Source organism: Microbispora rosea (genome assembly GCF_900156315.1).
Classification (GTDB): Bacteria; Actinomycetota; Actinomycetes; order Streptosporangiales; family Streptosporangiaceae; genus Microbispora; species Microbispora rosea.
Genome location: NZ_FTNI01000006.1, coordinates 64,301 through 86,562, shown reverse-complemented (window position 1 = coordinate 86,562; position 22,262 = coordinate 64,301). Strand labels below are relative to the sequence as shown.

Sequence of the window (22,262 nt, the reverse complement as noted above, 5' to 3'; positions counted from 1 at the left end):
ACGGTGTGTTGCTGATCGACCTTGCCAGGACGTCCGCGGCCGTCGCCGCGGACTCGGCTCGGCTCGCCAAGATCAGGCACCTCGCCGAGCTCCTCGGCAGGGTGGGACCGGACGAGGCCGAGACCGCCATCGCCTACCTGTCGGGTGAGCTGCCGCAGCGCCAGATCGGGGTGGGCTGGCGGAGTCTGTCGGATCTCCCCGAGCCGCGTCAGATCGCCACGGCGACCCTGACGCAGGTCGACGCGCTGCTCGAACGCATCAAGTCGCAGTCGGGCACCGGTTCGCAGTCCGCGCGCCGCGAGCTGCTCGGCGAGTTGTTCGGCGCCCTCACCCGGCAGGAACAGTCGTTTCTGCACCGGCTGCTGACGGCCGAGCTGCGCCAGGGGGCGCTCAACGGGGTGATGATCGAGGCGATCGCCATGGCCGCGAACGTGCCCGCGGCCGAGGTGCGCCGGGCCCTGACCCTGCGCGGCTCGCTGCCCGCCGTCGGCGCGGCGGCCCTGCGCGGCGGCGTCGCGGAGCTGAAGGCGTTCCACCTGGAGGTCGGGCGGGCGGTGGCGCCGATGCTCGCGCAGAGCGCGGCCAGCGTGACCGCCGCTCTGGAGAAGGCCGGCGCCCCTGCCGCCGTCGAGTGGAAGCTCGACGGCGTGCGGGTCCAGGCCCACCGGTCGGGCGACCGGGTCGCCGTCTTCACCCGCACCCTCGACGACATCACCGCGCAGGTCCCCGAGCTGGTCGAGGCCGTGCTCGGCCTCCCTGGGACCGATCTCGTGCTCGACGGCGAGGTCATCGCACTGCGCCCGGACGGCCGGCCCGAGCCGTTCCAGGTCACCTCGGGCCGGGTGGCCAGCAGGACCGACGTCGCGTCGCTGCGCGCGACGGTGCCGCTGACCGTCTTCTTCTTCGACGCCCTGCGCGTGGGCGGCGCCGATCTGCTCGACCTGCCGGACGAGGAGCGGCACGCCGCGCTGGAGGCCGCGGTCCCGGCCGGGCTGATCACCCCTCGGCTCGTCACCGCGGACGCCGAGGAGGCCGAGGCGTTCTTCGGCGACGCCGTGCGGCGGGGCCATGAGGGCGTCGTGGTGAAGTCGCTGAGCACGCCGTACGCCGCGGGCCGGCGAGGGGCCGGCTGGATCAAGGTGAAGCCGCGGCACACCCTCGACCTGGTCGTGCTGGCCGCCGAGTGGGGCAACGGACGGCGCCAGGGCTGGCTGTCCAACCTGCACCTCGGCGCCTACGACCCGGAGAGCGGCGGGTTCGTGATGCTCGGCAAGACGTTCAAGGGCCTCACCGACGAACTGCTGACCTGGCAGACCGAGCAGTTCCTGCGGCTGGCGGAGGGACCGGCGGACGACTACGTCGTCACGCTCAAGCCCGCGCTGGTCGTGGAGATCGCCTTCGACGGGGTGCAGCGGTCGAGCCGCTACCCCGGCGGCATGGCGCTTCGGTTCGCCCGGGTGTTGCGTTACCGGCCCGACAAGCGGCCGGAGGAGGCCGACACCGTGGCCGCGGTCCGCGCGCTCATGCCCTGACCGGGGGCCGCGCCACGAGTTACTTGATCAGGCGGACGGTCAGCGGGTAGCGGAACTCGGTGGCGGCGAGCGCCGACACCCCGCCGACCACGCACAGGACCAGCCCGACGACCCAGATGACCGGCAGCAGGACGACGCCCACGACGGTGAACGGCAGCAGCACCGTCGCGCCCAGCACGGTGAGGTGGAAGTTGAGCGACTCCACCGCGTGCTTCCTGATGTAGGGGGACGTCCGCCCCGCGGTCACCATCATCAGCAGCGGGCCGATGATGAACAACCCCAGCAGGCCGAACAGGTGCGAGGCCGCGGCCCCGACCCGGTCTCCCCCGTCAGGGACCGCGGCGGCGTGATACGAGGGCGGCCGGGGGACGTACGCCGGGCGCGTGCCGTACAGGTCGTTCATGATGGGCACGAGATCGGCGTGCGTGCGCGCCGTCATGGCGAGGTGCAGCCGCTCGTCCATCTCGTGCTTGTCGAGCCGGCCCTCGGCGTAGGCCGCTTTGACATGCTCGACCACCTGTTCGCGGTCCTGGTTGGTGACGCGCAACTGAGGGTGCGGCATCGGGGCGCGGCCCGGCCACGGTGGTGTCGCTGTCGCGGGCATCACGGCATCGCCTTCCGTCGATCGACTGCTCGGCTCTCTTCGAGTCTGCCTCCATCTTGTGCCGTGTACGCGTCCGGCGGCATCAGGGACATCCCCGACATCGCCCCGAGACCGTTCCCTTAACGCCATCGTGATCCGCGGCGATGTATACAAGCACTATGAGATGGCGCGATCGCTACGGGCTCCGGCGACGCCGGGGCGCCCGCGTGGCCAAGTTCGACCGCGAGGCGACCGACGCCGACGTCGAGGCCCTCATCGAGTTCGCCAAGACCCGGCGTGGAGTCGAGTTCTACGTCGAACCCGAGACCTTCGCGACCGACACCACCGCGGTGGCCGTGGCCCACGACGGGGAGTGGACCCGTCGCCGCGTCGGAGCGCCCGCGGTGATCGCCAAGGTCGCCAGGGATCTCGCCCTTCCGGTGTACGACGTGCAGCTCACCGGTTACCCCGCCCGGATGCGCGCGTACAACGAGCGCCGGCGGCAGGCTCAGGACGGCGAGGCGGTCTGACGGCCGCTCAGGGTCGTCGCAGAGCCGATACGGAGGCCGGACCGGGCAGATCCCGGGCCAGCAGCGCGCGCAGCGGCGCGAGCCAGATCGCCCGGGGAGGGCCCATCTCGTCGTCGAGCTCCTCCGGTGTCGGCATGCGGTCGCGGAGCATGGCGGGGGACATCATGTGCGTCAGTGCCTGCCGGAGAAGGAGCGCCATCGAGTAGCCGGGGTCGGCGGCGAGCGCCCGCTCCAGCGCCATCCCCGCGAGCGCGCACTCCCCCCGATGCCAGGCGGCGGCGGCCAGCAGTGAGGCCGCCGGCGCGACGTGGCCCGGCTCTATCCGGCGGGTGAGGTCGCGCCACAGCGCGACGTGCGCGTCACGGTCGTCGATCAACGCCCACGCCTCGTCACGCACCCTCACCACGGCGAGGTCGAGCCCGAGCCGGGCGGCGCCCTCGTCGTCCAGCCTGCCCCCCGAGTCGTAGAGGCCGATGGCGCTGCGCACCCGCGCCAGCCCCTCCGTCACGAACCGCGCGGCCAGTTCGTCCGCGAGCGGCGCCCCGGGCTCGGGCATCGCCCGCAGCTCGGCCGCGACCCGGGCGGTGACCTGCCGCATCGCCGCTCCGCCGCACCGTTGGACCGAGCGCCGCAGGCTGCCCCGGTCGGGCAGGGCGACCAGCCCGTGCAGCACGGCCTCGGCCGCGACCTGGCTGCGCTGCGTGTCGTACGGCGTGCCCTCCGCGGGACAGCAGCTCGCGCTGCCGCAGGAGTAGAACCAGTAGCGCCCGCCTTCGGCCCGGAGGCTCTCGGCCACCCGGATGCCCCCGGCGTGCAGCAGCCGGGTCGCCGTGTCGACGGCGGGGGTCACCAGGGCGCCGGCGCCGTATCCGACGACGAAGGCCGCCGTCACCGATTCGCGGCGCAGCAGCGCGACCAGCCGGTCGAGGTCCCCTGCGGCGACCGGCAGGTCCCAGCGCGTCGTCAGCCGCACCTCCGGGCCGGCGACACCGGTCACGACGAGGCTGTCGGCGGGGTGGAACCCGACGAGGTAGGGCACGGCGGCGAGGATGTCCGCCGGCGAGGAGAGCACGAGCTTCGGGATCGTCATGGCCGCAAGCCTCGCCGGACGGCCGCGCACCCACGACGGCCGAAGCGCGTTCTGGGGACAACGGTCCTCCTGTGGACAACCGGCGGCCGCAAAACCGTTGGCGCCGGGCCGGATGCGCGACCTACACTCGGCGCCATGGCTACGCCCCGGATCTCTTAGCTCGGACACCCGCTTTCACGCCACCCGTGTGTCCTTGAGCTTCTCCGGAGCGTCATCAAATGATCACCCTTCGCGGTGTCGACGTGCGCGTCGGCGCCCGTCTCCTGCTGTCGGACGTCACCGCCCACGTCGCCCCCGGCGACCGCGTCGGCCTGGTCGGCCGCAACGGCGCGGGCAAGACCACCCTGCTGAAGACCCTGGCCGGCGAACTACAGCCGGCCGCGGGCACCATCATCCGGACCGGCGAGGTCGGCTATCTCCCGCAGGATCCCGCGGCGGCCGATCCGTCCCTTCCCGTCACCGCCCGCATCCTGTCGGCCCGCGGCCTCGACGAGGCCGAGCGCGCGCTGCGCGCCGCCGAGGCGGCCATGGGCGATCCCGCCGAGCAGGAGCGGGCGATGCGGCGGTACGTCCGTGCCGAGGCGGAGTTCGAGGCGCGCGGCGGATACGCCGCGCAGGCCGAGGCCGCCCGCATCGCCGCCGGGCTCGGCCTGCCCGACCGGGTCATGACCCAGCCGGTCGGCACCCTGTCCGGCGGGCAGCGGCGCCGGGTCGAACTCGCCCGCATCCTGTTCGCCGGGCAGGGCACGCTGCTGCTCGACGAGCCCACCAACCACCTGGACGCCGACTCCGTGGCCTGGCTGCGGTCGTTCCTCGCGGGCCGCACCGGCGGGCTTGTCCTGATCAGCCACGACACCGCGCTGCTCGACGACACCGTGAACCGGATCTGGCGCCTGGACGCCGACCGGGCCGCGCTGGAGGTGCACAACACCGGCTGGCGCACCTATCTGGCCGACCGCGACGCCGCCGAACGCGGACGCGCCCGGCAGCGGGCCGTCGCCGAACGCAAGGCCGCCGCGCTGCACGCCCAGGCCGACAGGATGCGCGCCGGCAAGGCGACCGCCGTACGCGCCAGGGAGATGGCGCGCCGGGCCGACCGCATGCTGGCCGCGGTGGAGCCGGTCCGCCGGGCCGAGAAGGTCGCCCGCATCCGGCTGCCCGAGCCCGCCCCCTGCGGCCGCACCCCGCTCGGCGCGATCAGCCTGACCAAGGCGTACGGCGACCTGCGGGTGCTGACCGGGGTGGACCTGGCCGTGGACCGGGGCAGCCGGCTCGTCGTGCTCGGTCTCAACGGCGCGGGCAAGACCACGCTGCTGCGGATCCTGGCCGGGCGGGAACGCCCCGACTCGGGCCGCGTGGTGCACGGTCCCGGTCTGCGGCTGGGCTACTTCGCGCAGGAGCACGACACGCTCGACCCGGCGCGCACCGTCGCCCAGAACCTCGCCGCCGCCGCGCCGCACCTGGGGGACGGCGAGGTGCGCCGGATCCTCGGCTCGTTCCTGTTCGGCGGCGACGACGCGGGCAAGCCCGCGGGCGTGCTGTCGGGCGGCGAGAAGACCCGGCTGGCGCTCGCCACCCTCGTCAGCTCGCAGGCCAACGTGCTGCTGCTCGACGAGCCCACCAACAACCTCGACCCGGCGTCACGGGACGAGGTGCTGGCGGCGCTCGCCTCCTATCAGGGCGCCGTCGTCATGGTCACCCACGACGACAAGGCCGTGGAGGCCCTGCGCCCCGACCGCGTCCTGCTGCTGCCCGACGGGGTCGAGGACATGTGGAACTCCGACTACGCCGGTCTTGTGTCCCTGGCCTGACCGTCCGGTGCCCACTGTCCCGGAACGGTCGCCGGCGCCAGCCGCATGCGGACGAGCATGGCGGCGCCGGCGACCGCGCCGGGCATCAGGAGCACGCTCAGGAACGGCACCATGAACGCGGCGAAGAGCGGCACGCCGAACCCCAGCGAGGCGGACATGTTCGATCGCAGTAGCGCGAAACGCTCCTTGCGCCGCAGCCCTCGGCGTTCCATCGCCAAGGCGGTCAGTTCGACCGTGAGGAAGAACCCGGAGACCAACGCCCCCACCACGGGCACCACGGTCTGCCCGACGACCGGCACGAAGCCCAGCACGAACAGCGGCACGGAGAACAGCAGGACCCACCAGAGGGTGACGAGGCTGTCGCGGATCGACCGGAACAGGGAAGCCCAGAAAGGCAGGTCGCCGCCGTCGGGGAGCCCGCCCAGGTCCTCCTCGACCTTCTCCGAGAGCTTCTCGTAGAAGGGGTCGCCGATCACCAACGTGACGGCGGTGAACGTCAGCACGGCGAGCGCCAGACCCGCCACGAAGATCATCAAGCCGACCAGCGTGCGGAACACGTCGCGCCAGCCCCAGTCGTCGGCGAACGGGGTCGCCCACGCCGCCACGTCGGTGGCGTGCGTGCCCAGCCACCCCAGCGCCGCGACGTAGAGCGCGAGCGCGATCAAGGCCGGGATCAGGCCGAACAACCACCAGAGGGGATGCCGGGCGACCCAGGCGAGACCCCGCAGGCTGAAACCGACTCCCTCGGCGAAACCGCCGACGCCGCGCCGTCCGGCGGGCCGCCCGATGCCACTCATGGCGGGCAGGCTAGCGCCACAAGGTCGTCACAGGCACGCCCACATCGGCGAAAAGGCGGCGAAGCAGGGGAAGCGAGATACCGAGCACGTTGCCGTGATCGCCCTCGATGCCCTCCACGAACCAGCCGCCCAGGCCGTCGAGCGTGAACGCCCCGGCCACGCGCAGCGGCTCCCCGCTGGCGACGTACGCCTCGATCTCCTCGTCGGACGGCGTGCCGAACCGCACCACGGTCGCCGCCACCTCCGACACCCTCCGGCCCCGGGCCACGTCCACCACGCAGTGCCCGGTCAGCAGCCGGCCGGTCCTGCCGCGCATCGTCTGCCAGCGGCGCAGCGCGTTCTCCGGCGTCCCCGGCTTGCCGTACGCGACGCCGTCGAGTTCGAGCACCGAGTCGCAGCCGATCACGATGCCCTCGGCGAGCGTACGCGAGACGGCGTCCGCCTTGGCCACGGCCAGCTCCAGGCACAGCTCCTCGGGGGTGGCGGCCGTGATCGCGTCCTCGTCGACGCCGCTGACGACGACCTTGGGATCGAGCCCGGCCGCCCGCAGCACACCGAGGCGGGCGGGCGAGGCCGAGGCGAGCACCAGTTCCGTCACGCGAGTCAGCCTAGCCGCTTCTACTATGTCTGACGTTTACTGATCACTTACGAGGGGGGCCGGTGTCGAAAGCCACGGTCAAAGAGCGTGCGCGTTACTGGTTCGACAACACCATGGCCAGGGGCACGGCCGCCCTCATCGGCTGGCTGGCCCTGGTGTCGCTGGTGCTCATCGTGGTGGTCAGCGCGCTGACGATGTGGCTCACCCCCGACGAGGCGCTCCGGCACGACGGCTGGCCCGGGGTGCTGTGGCTGTCGCTCATGCACGCCCTCAGCCCAGGCAAGATCGCCGGAGACGCCGGCACCGCGCCCTTTCTCGCGATCATGCTGGGCGCGTCCCTCGGCGGCATCTTCATCGTCAGCATCCTCGTGGGCGTGCTCTCCGCCGGGCTGCGCGGCAAGATCGATGAGCTGCGCAAGGGCCGCTCCCGCGTCATCGAGAGCGGCCACACCGTCATCCTCGGCTGGTCCGAGCAGCTCTACACGATCGTCTCCGAGCTCACCAAGGCGCACGCCAGCCAGCACGGTTCGGTCATCGCGATCCTGGCCGACAGGGACAAGCCGGCCATGGAGGACGCCATCAGGGCCCGGGTGGGCGACACGGGCAAGACGCGCCTGGTGTGCCGCACCGGCCGGCCCACCGAGCCGGGCGACCTCGACCTGTTGAGCCTGAGCACCGCGCGGACCATCGTCGTGCTGTCCCCCGAGAAGGAGGACCCGGACGCGCACGTCATCAAGACCCTGCTCGCGCTGGCCAAGCGGGCGGGCGAGCATCCTCCGGTGGTCGCCGCCATCGCCGCCTCGCGCAACATGGCCGCCGCCCGTCTGGCCGGAGGGCCCGGCGTCCACCTGGTCGACAGCGACGACATCGCCGCGCGGCTGATCGTGCAGTCGTCCCGGCAGTCCGGCGTGTCCGTCGTCTGCATGGACCTGCTGAACTTCGACGGCGGTGAGATCTACCTGCGCCGCGATCCCTCCCTGGCCGGCAGGTCGTACGGCCGGGCCCTCGACGCGTACGCGACCGCGACCGTCCTCGGCCTGCGCACGCCCGGCGGTGTGGTGCTCAACCCGCCGGCGGACACGACGATCGGGACGTCCGACGAGATCGTGGTGCTCGCCCAGGACGACTCGCTCATCCGCCTGGCGAACGGAACGGCTCCCGCGGACGAACGGCACATCGTCCCCGCCACGGCCCCGGCGCCCGCCCCCGAGCGGACCCTGATGCTCGGCTGGAACGGCCGGGCCGCGAGGATCATCCGCTACCTGGACGGCTACGTGACCCCCGGATCGGTGCTCGACGTCGCCGGCGACCACCCCGGCGCGGGCGCCGGTCTGGAGGGCCTGCGCAACCTGACGGTGAACGTCAAGGAGTGCGACGCCACCGACAGGTACGCCCTCGAGTCCCTCGGCGTCGGCGTCTACCAGCACGTCATCGTGCTCTCCGACGACCGCTACGACCCCGGCCACGCCGACAACCGGACGCTGATGACGCTGCTGCAGCTGCGCGACATGCAGGCGACCCTCGGGGAGAAGTACTCGATCGTGAGCGAGATGCACGACGAGAACAACCGGACGCTCGCCGAAGTCACCGAGGCCGACGACATCGTGATCAGCGACACCGTCATCGGCCTGCTGCTCGCGCAGCTCGCCGAGAACCCGCACCTCGCCGAGGTCTTCACCTATCTCTTCGACTCCGCGGGCTCGGAGGTCTATCCCCGGCCCGTGGAGGACTACGTGACCACAGGCGGGCCCGTCGCCTTCCGCACGATCGTGGAGTCGGCCCTGCGGCGGGGTGAGACCGCGATCGGTTACCGCGCGGCGGCGAAGTCCGGGGAGCCGCCCCACTACGGCGTCGTGCTCAACCCGGACCGGTCCCGGGCGGTGACGTTCACGCCCGGTGACTCCGTGATCGTCCTCGCCGAACACTGAGCCCGGCCGTCCCCACCGCTCACTCGCCGAGACCGGCGCGGCGGGCGCGCACCACCGCCTGCGCCCGGTCGGCCACCTGGAGCTTGGCGAAGACGGACGTCAGGTGGTTCTTCACGGTCTTCTGGCTGAGAAACAGGGCGCGGGCGATCTCCGCGTTCGACCTGCCGGACGCGAGCAGGTCGAGGATCTCCCGCTCCCTGGCGGTCAGCTCGGGGAACGGCGTGACGTCCGGGCTCGGCGCCAGGAACCTGCGGATGCGCCGGGCCACCGCGGGGCCGTACACGGCCTCGCCCCGGGCGACGGCCCGGACGGCGGCGATGAACTCCGCCCCGCCCGTGCCCTTGAGGACGTAGCCGCGCGCGCCCGCCCGCAGTGCGGCGAACACCGACGCGTCGTCCTCGCTCATCGTCAGCACGAGCACGCCGAGAGCGGGATCGCGGTCGATCAGCCGGCGGGTGGCCTCTATCCCCGAGGTGCCCGGCATCACCAGGTCCATCACGACCACGTCGGGCCGCAGCGACAACGCGAGGGCGACGGCCTCGTCGCCGTCTCCCGCCTCGCCCACCACCTGGGCGCCGCCGACCTGTTCGAGCAGCGCCCGCAGGCCGTGCCGCAGCAGCGGGTGGTCGTCCACCAGCAGGACGCGCACCGGCGCGGCGGCCTCGGAATCGGCCTTCGGGCCGGCCGTGTGGTCGGTCTGGGAATCGGCCTTGGGGTCGATCACAGCGGCAGCACCGCCTCCACCGTCGTGCCCGCCCCGGAGGCGGACGTCCTGCGCAACACACCGCCGAGTTCCGCGGCGCGCTCTCTCATGCTGCCCGATCCCACGCCCTCGACGAGCGGGTCGGGCAGTCCCCTGCCGTCGTCGCGGACGCGCAGGACCAGTCCGTCCCGCTCGATCCTGACGACGATCTCGATGGTCCGTGCCCGCGCGTGACGCAGGGCGTTGGCCAGGGCCTCCTGCGCGATGCGGTAGGCCGCCACCTCGACGGCGGCGGGCAACTCGGGCAGCGGCTCCGGCACCCGGACCGTGACGACCGGGCCCGCCTCCACCGCCTCCTCCGTGTCCAGAGCCAGGTCCTCCAGGGCGCCGGCCAGCCCGAGCTCGTCCAGCGCCGGCGGGCGCAGGTCGTGGACGATCCTTCGCACGTCGCCGACGAGGCCCTGGACGAGCTGCCTGACCTCCGACAGCGACGACCGCATGGCCGGCGGCATGCCCGCGGCGGTGGCCTCTATCACGTCGAGCCGTACGCCGATGGCGGCCAGGCCGGGCCCGAGACCGTCGTGGAGGTCACGGCGGAGTCTGCGCCGTTCCTCCTCCCTGGCGATGACCAGCCGCTCGCGCGACGTCTGCACCTCCCTGGCGAGACGCACGGCGGCAAGGGCGACCGCGAGCTGGCGGGCGAGGTCGTCGAGCACGGCCAGGTCGGCCGCCGACAGGGCTTCACCCGGCGAACGGGGGGCCGCGCGCAGCTCCCCCTCCACGCGTCCGCCCACCACGAGCGCAAGCCGTACACCGTCGACGGGGACACCGCCCTCGGCGCAGACCGGTGTGCCGTCGGCGGCGAGCACGGCGACCGCGGGCAGCCGCAGCGTGTGCGCCACGGTCTCCGCCGCGCGGTCGAGCAGCCGCGTCGGGTCGGCCGACGACTCCAGGCGCTGGCCGAGCAGGGACAGCGCGGCGGCCGGGTCGCCCCGGTTGCCGAACAGCAGACGGCCGACGGCCCGCTGCGCGGCGTCGCGTGCGGGCGCGAACGCCACCGCGACGACGGCGGTGGCGGCGAGCGGTTCGAGCAGCCCGTTCCCGGTTCGCAGGAGCGTGCCGATCGTGGCCACGGTGACCAGGTATGCCCCCAGCAGCACGACCGTGACCAGCGCGTACACAACGGTGCGCCGGATCAGCACCTCGATCTCGAACAACCGGTAGCGGAAGATCGAGACCGCCGTGGCCGCGGGGAACAGCGGCAGTACCGCGGCCTGCAGCCACACCCCCACCGGCGGGCCGGGCGGCAGCAGATTGTCGGCGACGACCGAGAGCCCCACCGCGACGACGGCCGCGAACACCGGCAGGAGGCGGCGCCTGTTGTCCGAGCGCGTGACCCGGGTGGCCAGCGCCGCGACCCCCGACAGGGCCAGCCCGGTCACCACCACGCCGAAGGCGGCCTCCGCGACGGGAACCGTGGGAACGAACCCGAAGGAGCTGGGCACCTCGTGTCCCCAGACCCAGACGCGATCGCGGAGCATGAGCATGACCTGGAGCACCGCCATCGCGGCGACGGCCGCGACCAGCACCGGCCGCCACCGCGGCGACGGCAGCCGTCCGTCGGGAAGCAGCAGCGGCAGCAGCAGGAGCGGCCCGAAACCGGTGAAGAACACCCAGTTCGTCACCCACGCGGCGAGCAGGGCGCCCGGCAGCCCGTACGACTGGGCGTACGCGGCGTATCCCCCGGACAGCGCCTGGAGTGCCAGCCCTGCGCCGCTCAGGCAGAACAGCCACCCGATGGGGTGCCGCGGCCATCGCGACAGGATCAGCACGCCGACCGCGGGGTAGGTCATGCCGACGACCGTGTCGAGCACCAGATAGGTGCTGTCGGGCACGGGCACGGCCGTGGTGAGCGCGACGCCGGCGACGACGGCCGCCCCGCACAGGACGGGGATCGCCCAGAGCCATTGGGGCCACGCACCACTTCGCATCAGGACATCATTGGACATTCCTCGCCTCGACGGGAATGGGACCAGGGTCCCGTCCCACCCGGGACCCCCCGCGGGTCCGGACGCCGGGACGGGAACGGGACCCCGTCGGGCCCCGTCGCCGGGACCGGAACAGGACCCGGCCCTCAGGCGGACGGGACCGCCGGGGCGCTGGAATCGGCCCATGCGAACGAACACGCCAACCGCCATCCCCATCGAGGCCACCGCTCCCGCCACCGTCCGCGGGCCGCGGCTCGCCGTATACGGCGCCACCCTGGCCGCCCTCGTGCTGCCCGTCGTGGCCCTCGCCGTCTCACAGGGCGCCGACCTCAACCGGATCGGCGACGCCCCGATCGGCACCCAGATCGCCGTCTACAGCCAGGCGTTCATGCCCGCGCTCGCCGCACTCGCCGTGTGCCTGGCCGGTGGCGGCGTCCGCGCCGTGGACTGGGGTTTCCACCGGGTGCCCTGGCGCACGATCGCCGCCGCGTGGGCCGTGCCCGTCCTCGGCACCGGCCTCGCGTACGGCACGGCCTGGCTGACCGGCGCCGCCCGCTTCGATCCGGGCAACCTCGCCGCGTCCACCGGGCTGAATCCGGCGCTCGGCGTGGTGCTCGGCCTCGTTCCCGGAGTGGTGCCGTTCGTCGTCCTGGCGCTCGGCGAGCAGCTCGGCTGGAGTTCCGTGCTCGTCACGAGGCTCGGCGCGCGCAGGAGCCCGGCCGCGACAGCGGTGATCCTCGGCCTGGCCTGGGCCTCGTTCCACTATCCCCTGATGCTGTTCGTGCCGGGGGCGGTGGAGGAGGGCGTGCCGGTGCCGTACGCGCTGCTGATGTTCACGCTCCAGACGGTCACGCTGGCCTTCCCACTCGTGTGGCTGCGCCTGCGCACGCGGAGCATCTGGCCGGTCCTGGTGCTCCACGCCACGATGAACGCGTCGCTGTACTTCGTGGCCGAGGCGATGACGTCGGCGCACGACAGGTCTGCCTGGATGGTCGGCGAGGGCGGCGCCCTCACCACCGCCGGGCTGGCGGTGGCCGTGCTCCTGACCAACCGCCTGTGGCGGCGCCCGCGCTCCTACTAGAGCGCCTTGACGGAGGACATCACCTTGTTGATGTCGTGCCAGCGCTTCTTCTGGCTGTCGGGGATCGTGACGAACACGACGGCGGGCTTCTTCTCCGGCACGTCCACAAGGGCCAGGGCCGCGGCGGAGACCCGCTTCTTGCCCTTGAGCGTGTAGTGCACCGTGTAGCCGAGCAGCCAGCCCTGCCGCTTGCCCGCCTTGATGGGCTGTGAGGCCGTCCAGGTGATCGTCGCGCCCGAGGGGTGGTGGTTCAGCGTCCACCGGGCGGCCAGGAAGGCGGTGTCGCGCAGCGTCTTCTGCTCGGGGATCGGCACGGGGCAGGAGACCAGCATCCCGCGGTACGACGCGCCCTTGACCTTGGGCAGCAACTGACGGGAGGCGAACGGCGCGGGCGTGGCCAGCGCCCAGGTCTTGGTGAAGCGGGGCAGGGCGACGCCGGAGCGCCGGTCCTTGATCGAGCCGTGGGCGGCGGCCGCCCGGCCGGGCAGGGTGCGAAGGCGGCGGCCGTTCTTCGGCAGCGCGGGCACGCGGGGGTCCTTGAGGGCCGCCGCCAGCGCGACATCGGCCGTGTCCGGACTGGCCGCCGGACTAGAGACGGCGTCCACGTCCGCGCCGGGCGTCGCGCTCGCCCCCGTGCTTGACAGCGGGCTGAGGCCGGGCGTGGCCACCGCGCCCGCGGCCGGTGCGGCGGCGCTCGACGCGGACGAGGCCGATATGACCGAGGGAGCGGCGGCGGCCGCGGAGTTTCGCGGTGCCGCGGTCGCGGGGTCGTCCCGGTTCAGCAGCACGGCGGTCGCGCCCGCGCCCAGGACGGCGACTCCCGCGGCGACCGCGATCGTACGGTAGACCACCCGCATCGGCAGGTCTCCGAGCCCCTTGGACGAGCTCGCCGGTGGCGCAGCCACTGGGACCGTGATCTTCGGTAGCGGAGTGGTCTCGGCCTCGGCCGCTATATAAGAGGGAACGGCCTTCGTCCCATAGTCCCCAGGTGACACGATCGGGAGCGTACGGCATATCCCGATATTTCGGGTGCGTTCCCCATCACACTTCGGGAACGCCGACCCGCAGCCACGGAGCGTCCGCCACGACCGTCGCGGAGCCCGGTGCGATCTCGGTGAACCCGGCGTCCCTGACCACCGGCAGCCCGCTCGCGGCCAGCGCCTCCCACCGGGCCGGGCCGGCCGTCCTGACCCGTACGGCGAAGCCGCGCTCGCGCCAGGCCGCCCTGTCCGCCTCGCCCGCGCCCCACCAGGCGAACTGGGCGCCGTGGCCCGCCTGGGCCATCGCCTTGCCCGCGGTCATCTCCAGCCCGGGGTTGATCCAGAGCACCACGTCCACCGGACCCGGCTCCGGCGGGGTGGCGTCGTCGGTCAACTCGGTGCCCGACACCTGGAGCCGGGCGAGATCGCGCGGCCAGTCGTCGAGCGGCACGGGAGGATGCACCCGCACCTCGGCCGTGCGCACGGCGACGGTGATGCCGGGCAGGGCGAGCGCCCGCCGCCACTCGGCTCCGCGAGCCCGCCTGACCACCTTCCTGATCCGCCCGTCCTGCCACTCGGCGACCTCCTGCGGCCACCGGCCTTCGCTCTCGGCACTGTCCAGCAGGCACACCACGGCCGTCGCCGCCGCCTCCAGCGCGTCGGTGCGCTGCGGCGGCGCGGCCCGTTCGATGCGTACGACCAGGGGAAGAACGCGTTCGGTCACCCGACAAGGATCGCAGCTTCGCGGCCATCCCGGACACGCGTGACGATACGGGACGACATGAGCGCGGCGAGCAGGCACAGCACGCCCGCGCCGTACCACGCCAGGTCGTAGTTCCCCAGATGGTCACGGGTGATCCCGGCCGCGGTGGCGACGACGGCCGCGCCGACCTGGTGGGAGGCGAAGACCCAGCCGAACACCACCGCTCCGTTCGCGCCGAAGATCCTGCGGCACAGCGCGACGGTCGGCGGCACGGTGGCCACCCAGTCGAGACCGTAGAAGACGATGAAGACCAGCATGCTCGGCTCGGCCGTGGCGGAGAACAGCTGCGGCAGGACCAGCAGCGACAGCCCGCGCAGCGCGTAGTAGACGACGAGCAGGAGCCGCGGGTCCACCCGGTCGCTCAGCCAGCCGGAGAAGACGGTGCCGGCGATGTCGAAGACCCCGATCACGGCGAGCAGCGAGGCCGCGGTGGTTTCCGCCATGCCGTGGTCGTGGGCGGCCGGGATGAAGTGGGTGCCGACCAGGCCGTTCGTGCTCGCCCCGCAGATGGCGAAGCCGACGGCGAGATACCAGAAGTGCCGGGTGCGGGCGGCGTCCCGCAGCACGCGGACGGCCCTCGCGGCGGCGCCCCCGTCCGGCGTGCGCACGGCGGGCGTGCGCACGACCGGCTCGGTCGCGCCCAGCGCGGTCAGGCCGATCTCCTCGGGGGTGTCCCTGAGCAGGAACCACACGAGGGGCACGACGGCGAGCGCGGCTCCCGCCACCGTGACCGAGGCCCACCGCCACCCCTGCATCTCCGTCAGGTGCGCGAGCACCGGCAGGAAGATCAGCTGCCCGGTCGCGCCGCCTGCCGTCAGTACGCCGGTGACCAGACCGCGGTGCCGTACGAACCAGCGGTCGGTCAGCGTGGCGGCGAAGACGAGCGCCATCGAGCCGGTGCCGAGCCCGACCAGGACGCCCCACAGCGCGACGAGCTGCCAGCTCGCGGTCATGAACACGGTCAGGCCGCTCCCGGCCGCCACCAGCAGCAGGGCGCAGGCGACGACGCGGCGCATGCCGAAGCGGTCCATGAGCGCCGCCGCGAACGGCGCGCACAGCCCGTAGAGCATGAGGTTCACCGAGACCGCGAGCGAGATCGTGCCCCGCGACCAGCCGAACGCGTCCTCCAGCGGGGTGATCAGCACACCCGGCGTGGCGCGGAACCCGGCCGCCCCGATGATCGCGACGAAGGCGACGGCGGCGACGATCCACGCACGATGCAGCGACTTCATGGCGAGCATCCTCCGTTGCGCCCGCCTCGGACGAACAGTGGCCCGGAGGTCAACATGTGAAAGAATCGGGCCATGCACCGCGTCGCCGTACTGGCCTTGGGCGACTTCGCCACACTCGATCTGGGCGTCCCCGGGCAGGTGTTCTGGGCCGCCCACGACCCCGGCCCGCTGTACGAGGTCGTCACCTGCAGCCCGGGCGGCCGTCCGGTGCGGAGCCAGGCGGGCTACAGCGTCGTTCCCGACCACGACCTGAGCGTGCTCGCCACGGCCGACACGGTGGTGGTGCCGGGCATCCACAGCGGCACCCCGCTGGAGAACGGCACGCTCGACGAGGAGGTGCGCGCGGCGCTGTGGGGCGTCGCCGGGCGCGCCCGGCTCATCTCGATCTGCACCGGCGCCTTCGTGCTGGCCGCCGCGGGCCTGCTGGACGGGCGTCCGGCGACCACCCACTGGCGCAACGCCGCGGATTTCGGCGCGCTGTTCCCCCGCGTACGGCTCGATCCCGACGTGCTGTTCATCGACGACGGCGACGTGCTCACCTCGGCCGGCGTGGCGGCGGGCATCGATCTGTGCCTGCACGTCATCCGGCGCGACCACGGCAGCGAGGTGGCCAACCGCACCGCCCGCCGCTGCGTCACCCCGCCGTTCCGGGAGGGCGGGCAGGCTCAATACATCGAGCGCCCGCTCCCCGATCCCGTCGGGACCACCACCGCGCCCACCCGGGCGTGGATGCTGGAACACCTGGAGGAGCCGGTCAACCTGGCCGCCCTGGCCGCGCACGCCCGCATGAGCGTGCGGACGTTCACCCGCAGGTTCCGGGAGGAGACCGGCCTCAGCCCGGCCAGGTGGCTCGCCGGGCAGCGGATCGCGCACGCCCGGGACCTGCTGGAGACCACCGATCTGCCTGTCGACGCGATCGCCAGGAAGGCCGGGTTCGGCAGCGCGGTCTCGCTCCGCCAGCACCTCCACGCCGCCGTCGGGGTGTCCCCCCTGGTCTACCGCCAGACGTTCCGCACTCCGGCCGTCATCGGCTGATCGGCGCCGACTGTTGATCAGCGCCGACTGATCAGTGCCGACTGATCAGTGCCGACTGCTGATCAGTGCCGGCGGCGGTCACCTGTGGTGGGGCCGCGCCAGGCGTACGGGTCGCCCGACCGGCGTCCGGGCTCGCGATGCGCCGGGGCGCTCGCGGGCTGCTGCTGCCTGCGGGCCCGCCGCTTGCGCATGAACAGCCAGCCGAGGCCGAGCAGGACCATCCCGAGCGGCGTTCGCGCCAGCCAGCGGGTGAAGACGAGCTGCAGGATCCTCTTCATGACATCCGCCCCTACCCGGCACGGATGTGATCATGTGCGCGCCGGTCAGGACGCCAGCTGCGGATACAGGTCGGTCACGCCGCCGGACAGCTTGGCCCGCACGTAGCGGCTCGTGTCGTCGGCGACCACCTCGAAACTCCCCTGCTCGATCCCCCGCAGGGCCTGGGCGGCGACCTCCGCCGGGTCGGCCTTCGGGCCGTCGGCGTGGGCGGCCATGTCGGTGTCCATGTATCCGACGTGCAGCGCCGTGACGAGCGTGCCCTGCTCCTTCAGCTCGAGGCGAAGGCTGTTGGTGAGCTGCAGCGCGGCCGCCTTGGCCGCGGAGTAGGCGGCCACCCGCGGGGCGGTGAACCACGACAGCACCGACAGCACGTTGAGGATCGCGCCGCCCCCGTTGCGGCCCAGGACCGGGGCGAACTCACGAGCCATGGCGAGCGTGCCGAAGTAGTGCGTCTCCATCTCCAGGCGGATGTCGTCGAGCGTCCCGGCGAGGGCCGACGAGCCCGTGGAGATTCCGGCGTTGTTGATCAGCAGGTTCACGTCGCGGGCCCGCTCGGCGGCGGCCCGGACGGACGCGGGGTCGGTGATGTCCAGGGCGAGCGGCACCACGCCCGGCAGGTCGACCGTCTCCGGCCTGCGCGCCGCCGCGTACACCGTGGCGGCGCCACGGTCCAGCAGCGCGGCTGCGAAACACCGTCCCAGCCCCCGGTTAGCGCCCGTGACCAGCGCGACCGATCCCTCGATCTTCATTGCTGTCTCCATCCCTCGACGACTTCGCGTCCACACTAGAGGGCCTGACTTTAAAATTGCAAGTCAGCTTCTTCGGGCTAGCCTGGATGCCACCGGCGACCAGCGAGCGAGGCGTGCGATGACGACCACCGAACTCCCCGACTCGATGACGTGCTCCATCGAGCGGACCGTGACCCTGCTCGGAGAGCGGTGGACGCCGCTGATACTGCGGGAGCTGCACGCGGGAGTCGTCCGTTTCGCCGACATCCAGCAGCGCCTGGGGATCGCCACGAATCTGCTGACCACCCGGCTGGCGACGCTCGCCGGTGCGGGCGTCGTCGAGAAGCGGCCCTACCGCGACACCGGGGCCCGCACCCGGTACGAGTACCACCTGACCGACTCGGGCCGCGACGCGCTCGTGATCCTCGGAGCGCTGCAGCAGTGGGGGGACCGCCACGCGCCCCGGCTCGCGGGACCGACGGTCGAACGCCGCGATCGGCGGACCGGGGCGCGACTGGAGGTGTCGTTCACCGACCCCGAGGGGCGCGCCGTCCCGCTGGACGCGGTCACCCTCGTACGCACAGCCACTCACCGGCCGGACGACGGAGGCAGGGCGGCCTGAACCGCCGGATGGTCGATCGGCCCTCCGCGTCGGCGTCCGGGAGAGTCGGCGTCCGGGGGAGGGGAGCGAGCATGGCCGGCACCTATCGGGCTCTGTCCTTCGACTTCCACAAGCCGGATCCGCAGATCTACCACGTCAGGCTGGAGCGGATGCGGCTTGAGGCATGCGACGTCCTGCACGTGGGCGACGACCCCGTCGAGGACGTCGTCGCCGCTCAAAGGGCCGGATTGGACACCGTCTGGATCAATCGCGACCGCCTCGAATGGACCCACGACGAAGCGCCGTCCATGGCCGCCGCGGACCTCCGTGAGCTCACCCTGCGCCTCACGAGCCGGTGATCAGCGATGGGTCGGCGGTATCTCGAAGCCGAACTTCTCCCCCAGCGCGTGGACGTCCTCGCGATCCTTGTCCTGGGGCGTGTACGCCGTCTTGAAGGTGAACATCCACTGCGGGGCGACGCAGTCCACGGCCCGGCCGTTGATCGTGCCCTGTCCGGTGAGCGAGCCGTAGGGGTACGCGATCCCGTAGACGTTCTTTCCGGATTCGTCGTATTCGAAGACGTGCACGTCGACGCTGCGGCCTCGGCCGTCGGTCAGGACGTAGTTCCACGCGGCGTCGTCGCCGTCGCGCCTCTTCGCGTATCCGAGACCCCGCATGAGTGCGGCGAACTCCGCTTCGTCCTCGTGGTCGACCGCCACGTCGAGGTCCGGGTGCTCTCTCGTCTGCCTCCCGAGGAGAGCGTCGACGCACCAGCCGCCGTCGATCCAGATCCGCACTCCACGTTCGGCGAGATGGCCGTAGATGCCGCAGACCGTTTCGGCGTCCATCAGAACGCCGAGAGCCGCCCTCCGGACGGAGGACGGCTCTCGGGATGGTTCGGTCATTGTGGAGCTATGGGGATTCGAACCCCAGACCCCTTCCATGCCATGGAAGTGCGCTACCAGCTGCGCTATAGCCCCTTGCCACACCGCGTCGGCGATGCCTCGCCAGTGTATAGGACTTCCGCGGTGTGGGTGTAACCGAGAAGGTCTCAGCAGGCGCAGGCGGCTCCCGCGGGAGCGGTGAGCGGATCGGCCGGCCGGGTGCGCACTCCGGAGGGCTCCAGAACCGGGAAGCCCTCACGCACCCAGTACTCGAACCCGCCGATCATCTCCTTGACCCGATAACCCAGCCGGGCGAACTCCAGCGCCGCGCGGGTCGCGCCGTTGCAGCCCGGCCCCCAGCAGTAGGTGACCACGGTCACGTCACGGGAGATCAGCGCGGGCGCCCGGGCGGCGATCTCAGCCGTGGGCAGATGGACGGCCCCCTCGATGTGGCCCTGCCGCCAGCTCTCCCCGCTGCGGGAGTCGACCACGACGATCGTCGGGTCCCCGGAGAGCAGGTCGGCGCGTACGTCGGACACGTCGGTCTCGAAAGCAAGGCGGGCGGAGAAATGGGCGACGGCGGCGGCCGGCTCGGCCGCGGGCGTGTGCGTTACGACGGACATGCCGACCAGGGTGCCCGGTCGCCCTGCCACCCCAGAAGAGGCATGAACGCCCGTTATCGCTAATATCCCGCCATGCTCCCGCGCCCCGACCGGAGCCGCACCGTGTCGGTGCTGGCCTTCGACGGCATGAGTCCCTTCGAACTGGGCTGCGTCGTCGAGGTCTTCGGGCTGCCCCGCCCGGAACTGGACGTCCCGTGGTACGAGCTCGCCGTGTGCGCGGAAAGACCCGGCCCGCTGCGAGCGGTCGGCGGGTTCACGATCGAGGCGGCGCACGGGCTCGACGTCTTCGCCGGGGCGCGGACCGTGATCGTGCCCGGCGTCCCGGACGTGCGAGCGGAGATCTCCCCCGCCCTCACGGCCGCCCTGCGCCGGGCCCATGACGGCGGGGCCCGGATCGTGTCGATCTGCTCGGGCGCCTTCGCCCTCGCCGCCGCCGGGCTGCTCGATGGGCGGGCCGCGACCACCCACTGGCGGTACGCCGCCCTGCTCCAGCGGCGTCATCCCGAGGTCCGGGTGGATCCCGGGGTGCTGTACGTGGACGAGGGCGACGTGCTGACCAGCGCGGGCAGCGCGGCGGGCCTCGACCTGCTCGTCCATCTGGTGCGGCGTGACCACGGGCCGAGCGTGGCCAACGCGGTGGCCCGCAGGCTGGTGGTGCCGCCGCACCGGGAGGGCGGGCAGGCGCAGTTCGTCGAGGCGCCGGTCGCGGAGGTGGAGGCCGGCGATCCGGTGGGCCGGGCGATGGAGTGGGTGCTGACCGATCTCACCCGCCCGGTCACGGTCGCCGCGCTGGCCCGGGTCGCCGGGATGTCCGAGCGCGGCTTCATCCGGCACTTCGGCCGCCGCACCGGGACGAGCCCGCTGCGGTGGGTGATCGCGCAGCGGATCGCCGCCAGCCTGCCGCTCCTGGAGACGACGGCGGCTCCTGTGGAGGAGGTGGCAGCCGCCGTCGGCTTCGAGAGCCCGGTGACGTTCCGCCACCATTTCGGCCGTTCGATGCGTACGTCGCCGTCGGCGTACCGGAAGGCGTTCCGGCGTCAGGGGATGGGCAGCGAGAACCAGACGGTCTTGCCCCCGGCGACCCGGCTGGTCCCCCAGTGCTCGGCGAGCTGGTTGACCAGGTAGAGCCCCCTGCCGTCCTCGTCGAGCGGGCCGGGCTCGCGCACCACCGGCAGCCGGTGGTCGTCGTCGCTGACCTCGCACAGCAGGTGGTCGGTGCGCAGCAGCCTGAGGGTGATGGGCCGCTGGGTGTGCTGCACGGCGTTGGTGACGAGCTCTCCGGCGAGCAGCTCGGCCACCGGGATCATGGGCGTGAGACCCCACGGGCCGAGCGTCCGGCGTACCAGGCCGCGTACGCGGCCGGGCGCCGTCGGCTGGGGCTCCAGGAGCCACTGGGCGACGTGCTCGCTGGGGATGCCGCGGAACCGGATGGCCAGCACGGTGACGTCGTCGGTCGTCTCCGACGACAGCACCTCGTCGCTCAGCGCCTCGATCGAGGTGCCGTTCGCGAGCCTGCGGCGCAGCGACTCAACGCTGACCCCGATGTCCTGCCCGCGCTCCTCCACGAGCCCGTCGGTGTAGAGGACGAGCATGCTGCCGTCCTCCGCCGCGATCTCCATCGTCTCGAACGGCGTGCGGCCCAGCCCGATCGGCGGGCACCGGGGCGGCGACAGCACCTCCGCCTTGCCGTCCGGTCCGAGCAGGATGGGCGGCAGGTGCCCGGCGCTCGCGATCGTGCACCTGCGCAGCACCGGGTCGTAGACGCAGTAGACGCACGTGGTCAGCGTCTGCGCGGCCAGCCGCTGGGCCATCTCGTCGAGCGAGTGGAGCACCTGCTCGGCCGGCAGGTCGAGCGAGGCCAGGGTCTGCACGGCCGTGCGGAGCTGGCCCATCACGGCCGCGGCGGCCAGGCCGTGTCCCATCACGTCGCCGACGACCAGGGCCACCCTGCTGCCCGGCAGTGGGATGACGTCGTACCAGTCGCCGCCCACCCGCTCGGCGGCGGGCTTGTAGCGGTAGGCGATCTCCAGCCCGGGCAGGGCGGGCGGGTCGCCCGGCCGCATGCCGCGCTGGAGGGTCTCCAGGGTCTCGTCCTGCCGCCGGTCCTTGCGCCCGTGGTGGATCGCGAGCGCGGCGGGCACGGCGAGCTGCCCCACGGCGAGCACGTGGGCCTCCTCGAAGGGCGGCCGCCGTGCGTCCCGCGCCAGCAGCGCGCAGCCGACGGGCTCGCCGTACGCCCTGAGGGGCGCGGCGAGCAGGCGCCCGTCGAGCAGGGCCGCCTCAGCGATCCCGTCGCCGTCCCAGCGCGGCGGCAGCCGCCCGCCGGGATCGACCCGGTGCCGGACGGCCCCGTCCACGTAGACCGCGGCCGCGTCGGCCAGCTCCGGCACCACCGCCTCGCAGAGGACCCTCGTCGCCTCCTCCGGGCCCCGGCTCTCGCCCATGGCCCGGACGACCCCGCTGACGTGACTCAGCACTGAGAACGGATCCCCGCCT

The 22,262-nt window shown here is 72.8% G+C and carries 23 protein-coding genes and 1 tRNA gene; 9 read left to right on the top strand and 15 right to left on the bottom strand.

Features of this window, described 5'->3' with window-relative positions; all coding sequences use genetic code 11:
* The first annotated feature begins 5 nt into the window (after positions 1–5).
* Positions 6–1,532 (top strand): ATP-dependent DNA ligase, encoded by a 1,527-nt coding sequence (locus BXA11_RS10840; protein ID WP_076434393.1) that lies wholly within the window; start codon positions 6–8, stop codon positions 1,530–1,532.
* Positions 1,533–1,551: 19 nt separating this feature from the next.
* Here the strand turns inward: BXA11_RS10840 and BXA11_RS10835 are convergent, their stop codons facing one another.
* Positions 1,552–2,136: a DUF1707 and DUF4870 domain-containing protein gene (locus BXA11_RS10835; RefSeq protein ID WP_081903221.1), complete on the bottom strand. Its 585-nt coding sequence runs from the start codon at positions 2,134–2,136 to the stop codon at positions 1,552–1,554.
* Between the two features lie 158 nt (positions 2,137–2,294).
* On the opposite strand from BXA11_RS10835, the gene BXA11_RS10830 reads away from it, so the two are divergent.
* A complete protein-coding gene (locus tag BXA11_RS10830) occupies positions 2,295–2,645 on the top strand; it encodes a hypothetical protein (protein WP_030505789.1) in 351 nt (116 codons plus the stop codon).
* 7 nt (positions 2,646–2,652) lie between these two features.
* Here BXA11_RS10830 and BXA11_RS10825 read toward each other — a convergent pair whose 3' ends face one another.
* Positions 2,653–3,735 carry a DUF4192 domain-containing protein gene (locus tag BXA11_RS10825; protein WP_076434392.1) on the bottom strand — a complete coding sequence of 361 codons (1,083 nt, stop codon included), beginning with the start codon at positions 3,733–3,735 and terminating at the stop codon, positions 2,653–2,655.
* A gap of 218 nt (positions 3,736–3,953) precedes the next feature.
* Between BXA11_RS10825 and BXA11_RS10820 the strand changes: the two genes are divergently transcribed.
* Positions 3,954–5,546, top strand: coding sequence for an ABC-F family ATP-binding cassette domain-containing protein (locus BXA11_RS10820; RefSeq protein ID WP_076434391.1), 1,593 nt, complete (start codon positions 3,954–3,956; stop codon positions 5,544–5,546).
* On the opposite strand, the gene BXA11_RS10815 is transcribed toward BXA11_RS10820, so the two are convergent.
* A complete protein-coding gene (locus BXA11_RS10815) occupies positions 5,519–6,343 on the bottom strand; it encodes an EI24 domain-containing protein (protein ID WP_076434390.1) in 825 nt (274 codons plus the stop codon). The genes BXA11_RS10820 and BXA11_RS10815 overlap by 28 nt on opposite strands.
* Before the next feature lie 10 nt (positions 6,344–6,353).
* Positions 6,354–6,941 (bottom strand): Maf family protein, encoded by a 588-nt coding sequence (locus BXA11_RS10810; protein ID WP_081903222.1) that lies wholly within the window; start codon positions 6,939–6,941, stop codon positions 6,354–6,356.
* A 62-nt stretch (positions 6,942–7,003) separates the two neighbouring features.
* On the opposite strand from BXA11_RS10810, the gene BXA11_RS10805 reads away from it, so the two are divergent.
* Positions 7,004–8,869, top strand: a complete 1,866-nt coding sequence (locus BXA11_RS10805; RefSeq protein WP_076434389.1) for a CASTOR/POLLUX-related putative ion channel — start codon at positions 7,004–7,006, stop codon at positions 8,867–8,869.
* Positions 8,870–8,888: 19 nt separating this feature from the next.
* On the opposite strand, the gene BXA11_RS10800 is transcribed toward BXA11_RS10805, so the two are convergent.
* Entirely contained in the window at positions 8,889–9,518 is a 630-nt protein-coding gene (locus BXA11_RS10800; RefSeq protein ID WP_076434547.1) for a response regulator transcription factor, read from the bottom strand.
* Positions 9,519–9,589: 71 nt separating this feature from the next.
* The gene (locus BXA11_RS10795) at positions 9,590–11,563 is read right to left on the bottom strand and encodes a sensor histidine kinase (protein ID WP_076434388.1); all 1,974 of its coding nucleotides are present in this window, start codon (positions 11,561–11,563) and stop codon (positions 9,590–9,592) included.
* Between the two features lie 181 nt (positions 11,564–11,744).
* Here BXA11_RS10795 and BXA11_RS10790 point away from each other — a divergent pair, with 181 nt between their 5' ends.
* A complete protein-coding gene (locus BXA11_RS10790) occupies positions 11,745–12,641 on the top strand; it encodes a CPBP family intramembrane glutamic endopeptidase (RefSeq protein ID WP_076434387.1) in 897 nt (298 codons plus the stop codon).
* Here BXA11_RS10790 and BXA11_RS10785 read toward each other — a convergent pair.
* Genes BXA11_RS10785 through BXA11_RS10775 form a run of 3 tightly spaced genes read right to left on the bottom strand, consistent with a single transcriptional unit; the run spans position 12,638 to position 15,616 of the window.
* Positions 12,638–13,636 (bottom strand): hypothetical protein, encoded by a 999-nt coding sequence (locus BXA11_RS10785; RefSeq protein WP_143734190.1) that lies wholly within the window; start codon positions 13,634–13,636, stop codon positions 12,638–12,640. The genes BXA11_RS10790 and BXA11_RS10785 overlap by 4 nt on opposite strands.
* Positions 13,637–13,682: 46 nt before the next feature.
* Positions 13,683–14,345, bottom strand: coding sequence for a peptidyl-tRNA hydrolase (locus tag BXA11_RS10780; protein WP_204053584.1), 663 nt, complete (start codon positions 14,343–14,345; stop codon positions 13,683–13,685).
* Positions 14,342–15,616: an MFS transporter gene (locus BXA11_RS10775; RefSeq protein WP_076434384.1), complete on the bottom strand. Its 1,275-nt coding sequence runs from the start codon at positions 15,614–15,616 to the stop codon at positions 14,342–14,344. The genes BXA11_RS10780 and BXA11_RS10775 overlap by 4 nt, the downstream gene beginning before the upstream one ends.
* Before the next feature lie 72 nt (positions 15,617–15,688).
* On the opposite strand from BXA11_RS10775, the gene BXA11_RS10770 reads away from it, so the two are divergent.
* Positions 15,689–16,651 carry a GlxA family transcriptional regulator gene (locus BXA11_RS10770; RefSeq protein ID WP_076434383.1) on the top strand — a complete coding sequence of 321 codons (963 nt, stop codon included), beginning with the start codon at positions 15,689–15,691 and terminating at the stop codon, positions 16,649–16,651.
* A 62-nt stretch (positions 16,652–16,713) separates the two neighbouring features.
* On the opposite strand, the gene BXA11_RS10765 is transcribed toward BXA11_RS10770, so the two are convergent.
* On the bottom strand, positions 16,714–16,929 hold the full coding sequence (locus BXA11_RS10765; RefSeq protein WP_076434382.1) for a DUF6203 family protein: 216 nt from the start codon (positions 16,927–16,929) through the stop codon (positions 16,714–16,716).
* Between the two features lie 45 nt (positions 16,930–16,974).
* A complete protein-coding gene (locus tag BXA11_RS10760) occupies positions 16,975–17,679 on the bottom strand; it encodes an SDR family oxidoreductase (RefSeq protein ID WP_076434381.1) in 705 nt (234 codons plus the stop codon).
* Positions 17,680–17,797: 118 nt separating this feature from the next.
* Here BXA11_RS10760 and BXA11_RS10755 point away from each other — a divergent pair, with 118 nt between their 5' ends.
* Both BXA11_RS10755 and BXA11_RS10750 read left to right on the top strand, forming a co-directional pair.
* The gene (locus tag BXA11_RS10755) at positions 17,798–18,280 is read left to right on the top strand and encodes a winged helix-turn-helix transcriptional regulator (protein ID WP_076434380.1); all 483 of its coding nucleotides are present in this window, start codon (positions 17,798–17,800) and stop codon (positions 18,278–18,280) included.
* A gap of 71 nt (positions 18,281–18,351) precedes the next feature.
* On the top strand, positions 18,352–18,618 hold the full coding sequence (locus BXA11_RS10750; RefSeq protein ID WP_076434379.1) for an HAD family hydrolase: 267 nt from the start codon (positions 18,352–18,354) through the stop codon (positions 18,616–18,618).
* Here the strand turns inward: BXA11_RS10750 and BXA11_RS10745 are convergent, their stop codons facing one another.
* From BXA11_RS10745 to BXA11_RS10735, 3 genes are all read right to left on the bottom strand, one after another.
* A complete protein-coding gene (locus BXA11_RS10745) occupies positions 18,619–19,107 on the bottom strand; it encodes a nucleotidyltransferase domain-containing protein (protein ID WP_076434378.1) in 489 nt (162 codons plus the stop codon). It lies immediately after the preceding gene.
* A 59-nt stretch (positions 19,108–19,166) separates the two neighbouring features.
* Positions 19,167–19,239 (bottom strand) — tRNA-Ala (locus BXA11_RS10740).
* A 71-nt stretch (positions 19,240–19,310) separates the two neighbouring features.
* A complete protein-coding gene (locus tag BXA11_RS10735) occupies positions 19,311–19,766 on the bottom strand; it encodes a rhodanese-like domain-containing protein (RefSeq protein ID WP_076434546.1) in 456 nt (151 codons plus the stop codon).
* A 72-nt stretch (positions 19,767–19,838) separates the two neighbouring features.
* On the opposite strand from BXA11_RS10735, the gene ftrA reads away from it, so the two are divergent.
* Positions 19,839–20,891 carry a transcriptional regulator FtrA gene (gene ftrA / locus BXA11_RS10730; protein WP_083744129.1) on the top strand — a complete coding sequence of 351 codons (1,053 nt, stop codon included), beginning with the start codon at positions 19,839–19,841 and terminating at the stop codon, positions 20,889–20,891.
* Here the strand turns inward: ftrA and BXA11_RS10725 are convergent.
* Complete coding sequence (locus BXA11_RS10725; RefSeq protein ID WP_143734189.1) at positions 20,804–22,243, bottom strand: ATP-binding SpoIIE family protein phosphatase; 1,440 nt, start codon at positions 22,241–22,243, stop codon at positions 20,804–20,806. The genes ftrA and BXA11_RS10725 overlap by 88 nt on opposite strands.
* Positions 22,244–22,262 lie beyond the last annotated feature (19 nt).

Coding starts and splice junctions, on each gene's coding strand:
- BXA11_RS10835 (WP_081903221.1), bottom strand. CDS start 2,136: ATGCCCGCGACAGCGACACCACCGTGGCCGGGCCGCGCCCCGATGCCG.
- BXA11_RS10830 (WP_030505789.1), top strand. CDS start 2,295: ATGAGATGGCGCGATCGCTACGGGCTCCGGCGACGCCGGGGCGCCCGC.
- BXA11_RS10825 (WP_076434392.1), bottom strand. CDS start 3,735: ATGACGATCCCGAAGCTCGTGCTCTCCTCGCCGGCGGACATCCTCGCC.
- BXA11_RS10820 (WP_076434391.1), top strand. CDS start 3,954: ATGATCACCCTTCGCGGTGTCGACGTGCGCGTCGGCGCCCGTCTCCTG.
- BXA11_RS10815 (WP_076434390.1), bottom strand. CDS start 6,343: ATGAGTGGCATCGGGCGGCCCGCCGGACGGCGCGGCGTCGGCGGTTTC.
- BXA11_RS10795 (WP_076434388.1), bottom strand. CDS start 11,563: ATGCGAAGTGGTGCGTGGCCCCAATGGCTCTGGGCGATCCCCGTCCTG.
- BXA11_RS10790 (WP_076434387.1), top strand. CDS start 11,745: ATGCGAACGAACACGCCAACCGCCATCCCCATCGAGGCCACCGCTCCC.
- BXA11_RS10775 (WP_076434384.1), bottom strand. CDS start 15,616: ATGAAGTCGCTGCATCGTGCGTGGATCGTCGCCGCCGTCGCCTTCGTC.
- BXA11_RS10770 (WP_076434383.1), top strand. CDS start 15,689: ATGCACCGCGTCGCCGTACTGGCCTTGGGCGACTTCGCCACACTCGAT.
- BXA11_RS10765 (WP_076434382.1), bottom strand. CDS start 16,929: ATGAAGAGGATCCTGCAGCTCGTCTTCACCCGCTGGCTGGCGCGAACG.
- BXA11_RS10760 (WP_076434381.1), bottom strand. CDS start 17,679: ATGAAGATCGAGGGATCGGTCGCGCTGGTCACGGGCGCTAACCGGGGG.
- BXA11_RS10755 (WP_076434380.1), top strand. CDS start 17,798: ATGACGACCACCGAACTCCCCGACTCGATGACGTGCTCCATCGAGCGG.
- BXA11_RS10750 (WP_076434379.1), top strand. CDS start 18,352: ATGGCCGGCACCTATCGGGCTCTGTCCTTCGACTTCCACAAGCCGGAT.
- BXA11_RS10745 (WP_076434378.1), bottom strand. CDS start 19,107: ATGGACGCCGAAACGGTCTGCGGCATCTACGGCCATCTCGCCGAACGT.
- BXA11_RS10735 (WP_076434546.1), bottom strand. CDS start 19,766: ATGTCCGTCGTAACGCACACGCCCGCGGCCGAGCCGGCCGCCGCCGTC.
- ftrA (WP_083744129.1), top strand. CDS start 19,839: ATGCTCCCGCGCCCCGACCGGAGCCGCACCGTGTCGGTGCTGGCCTTC.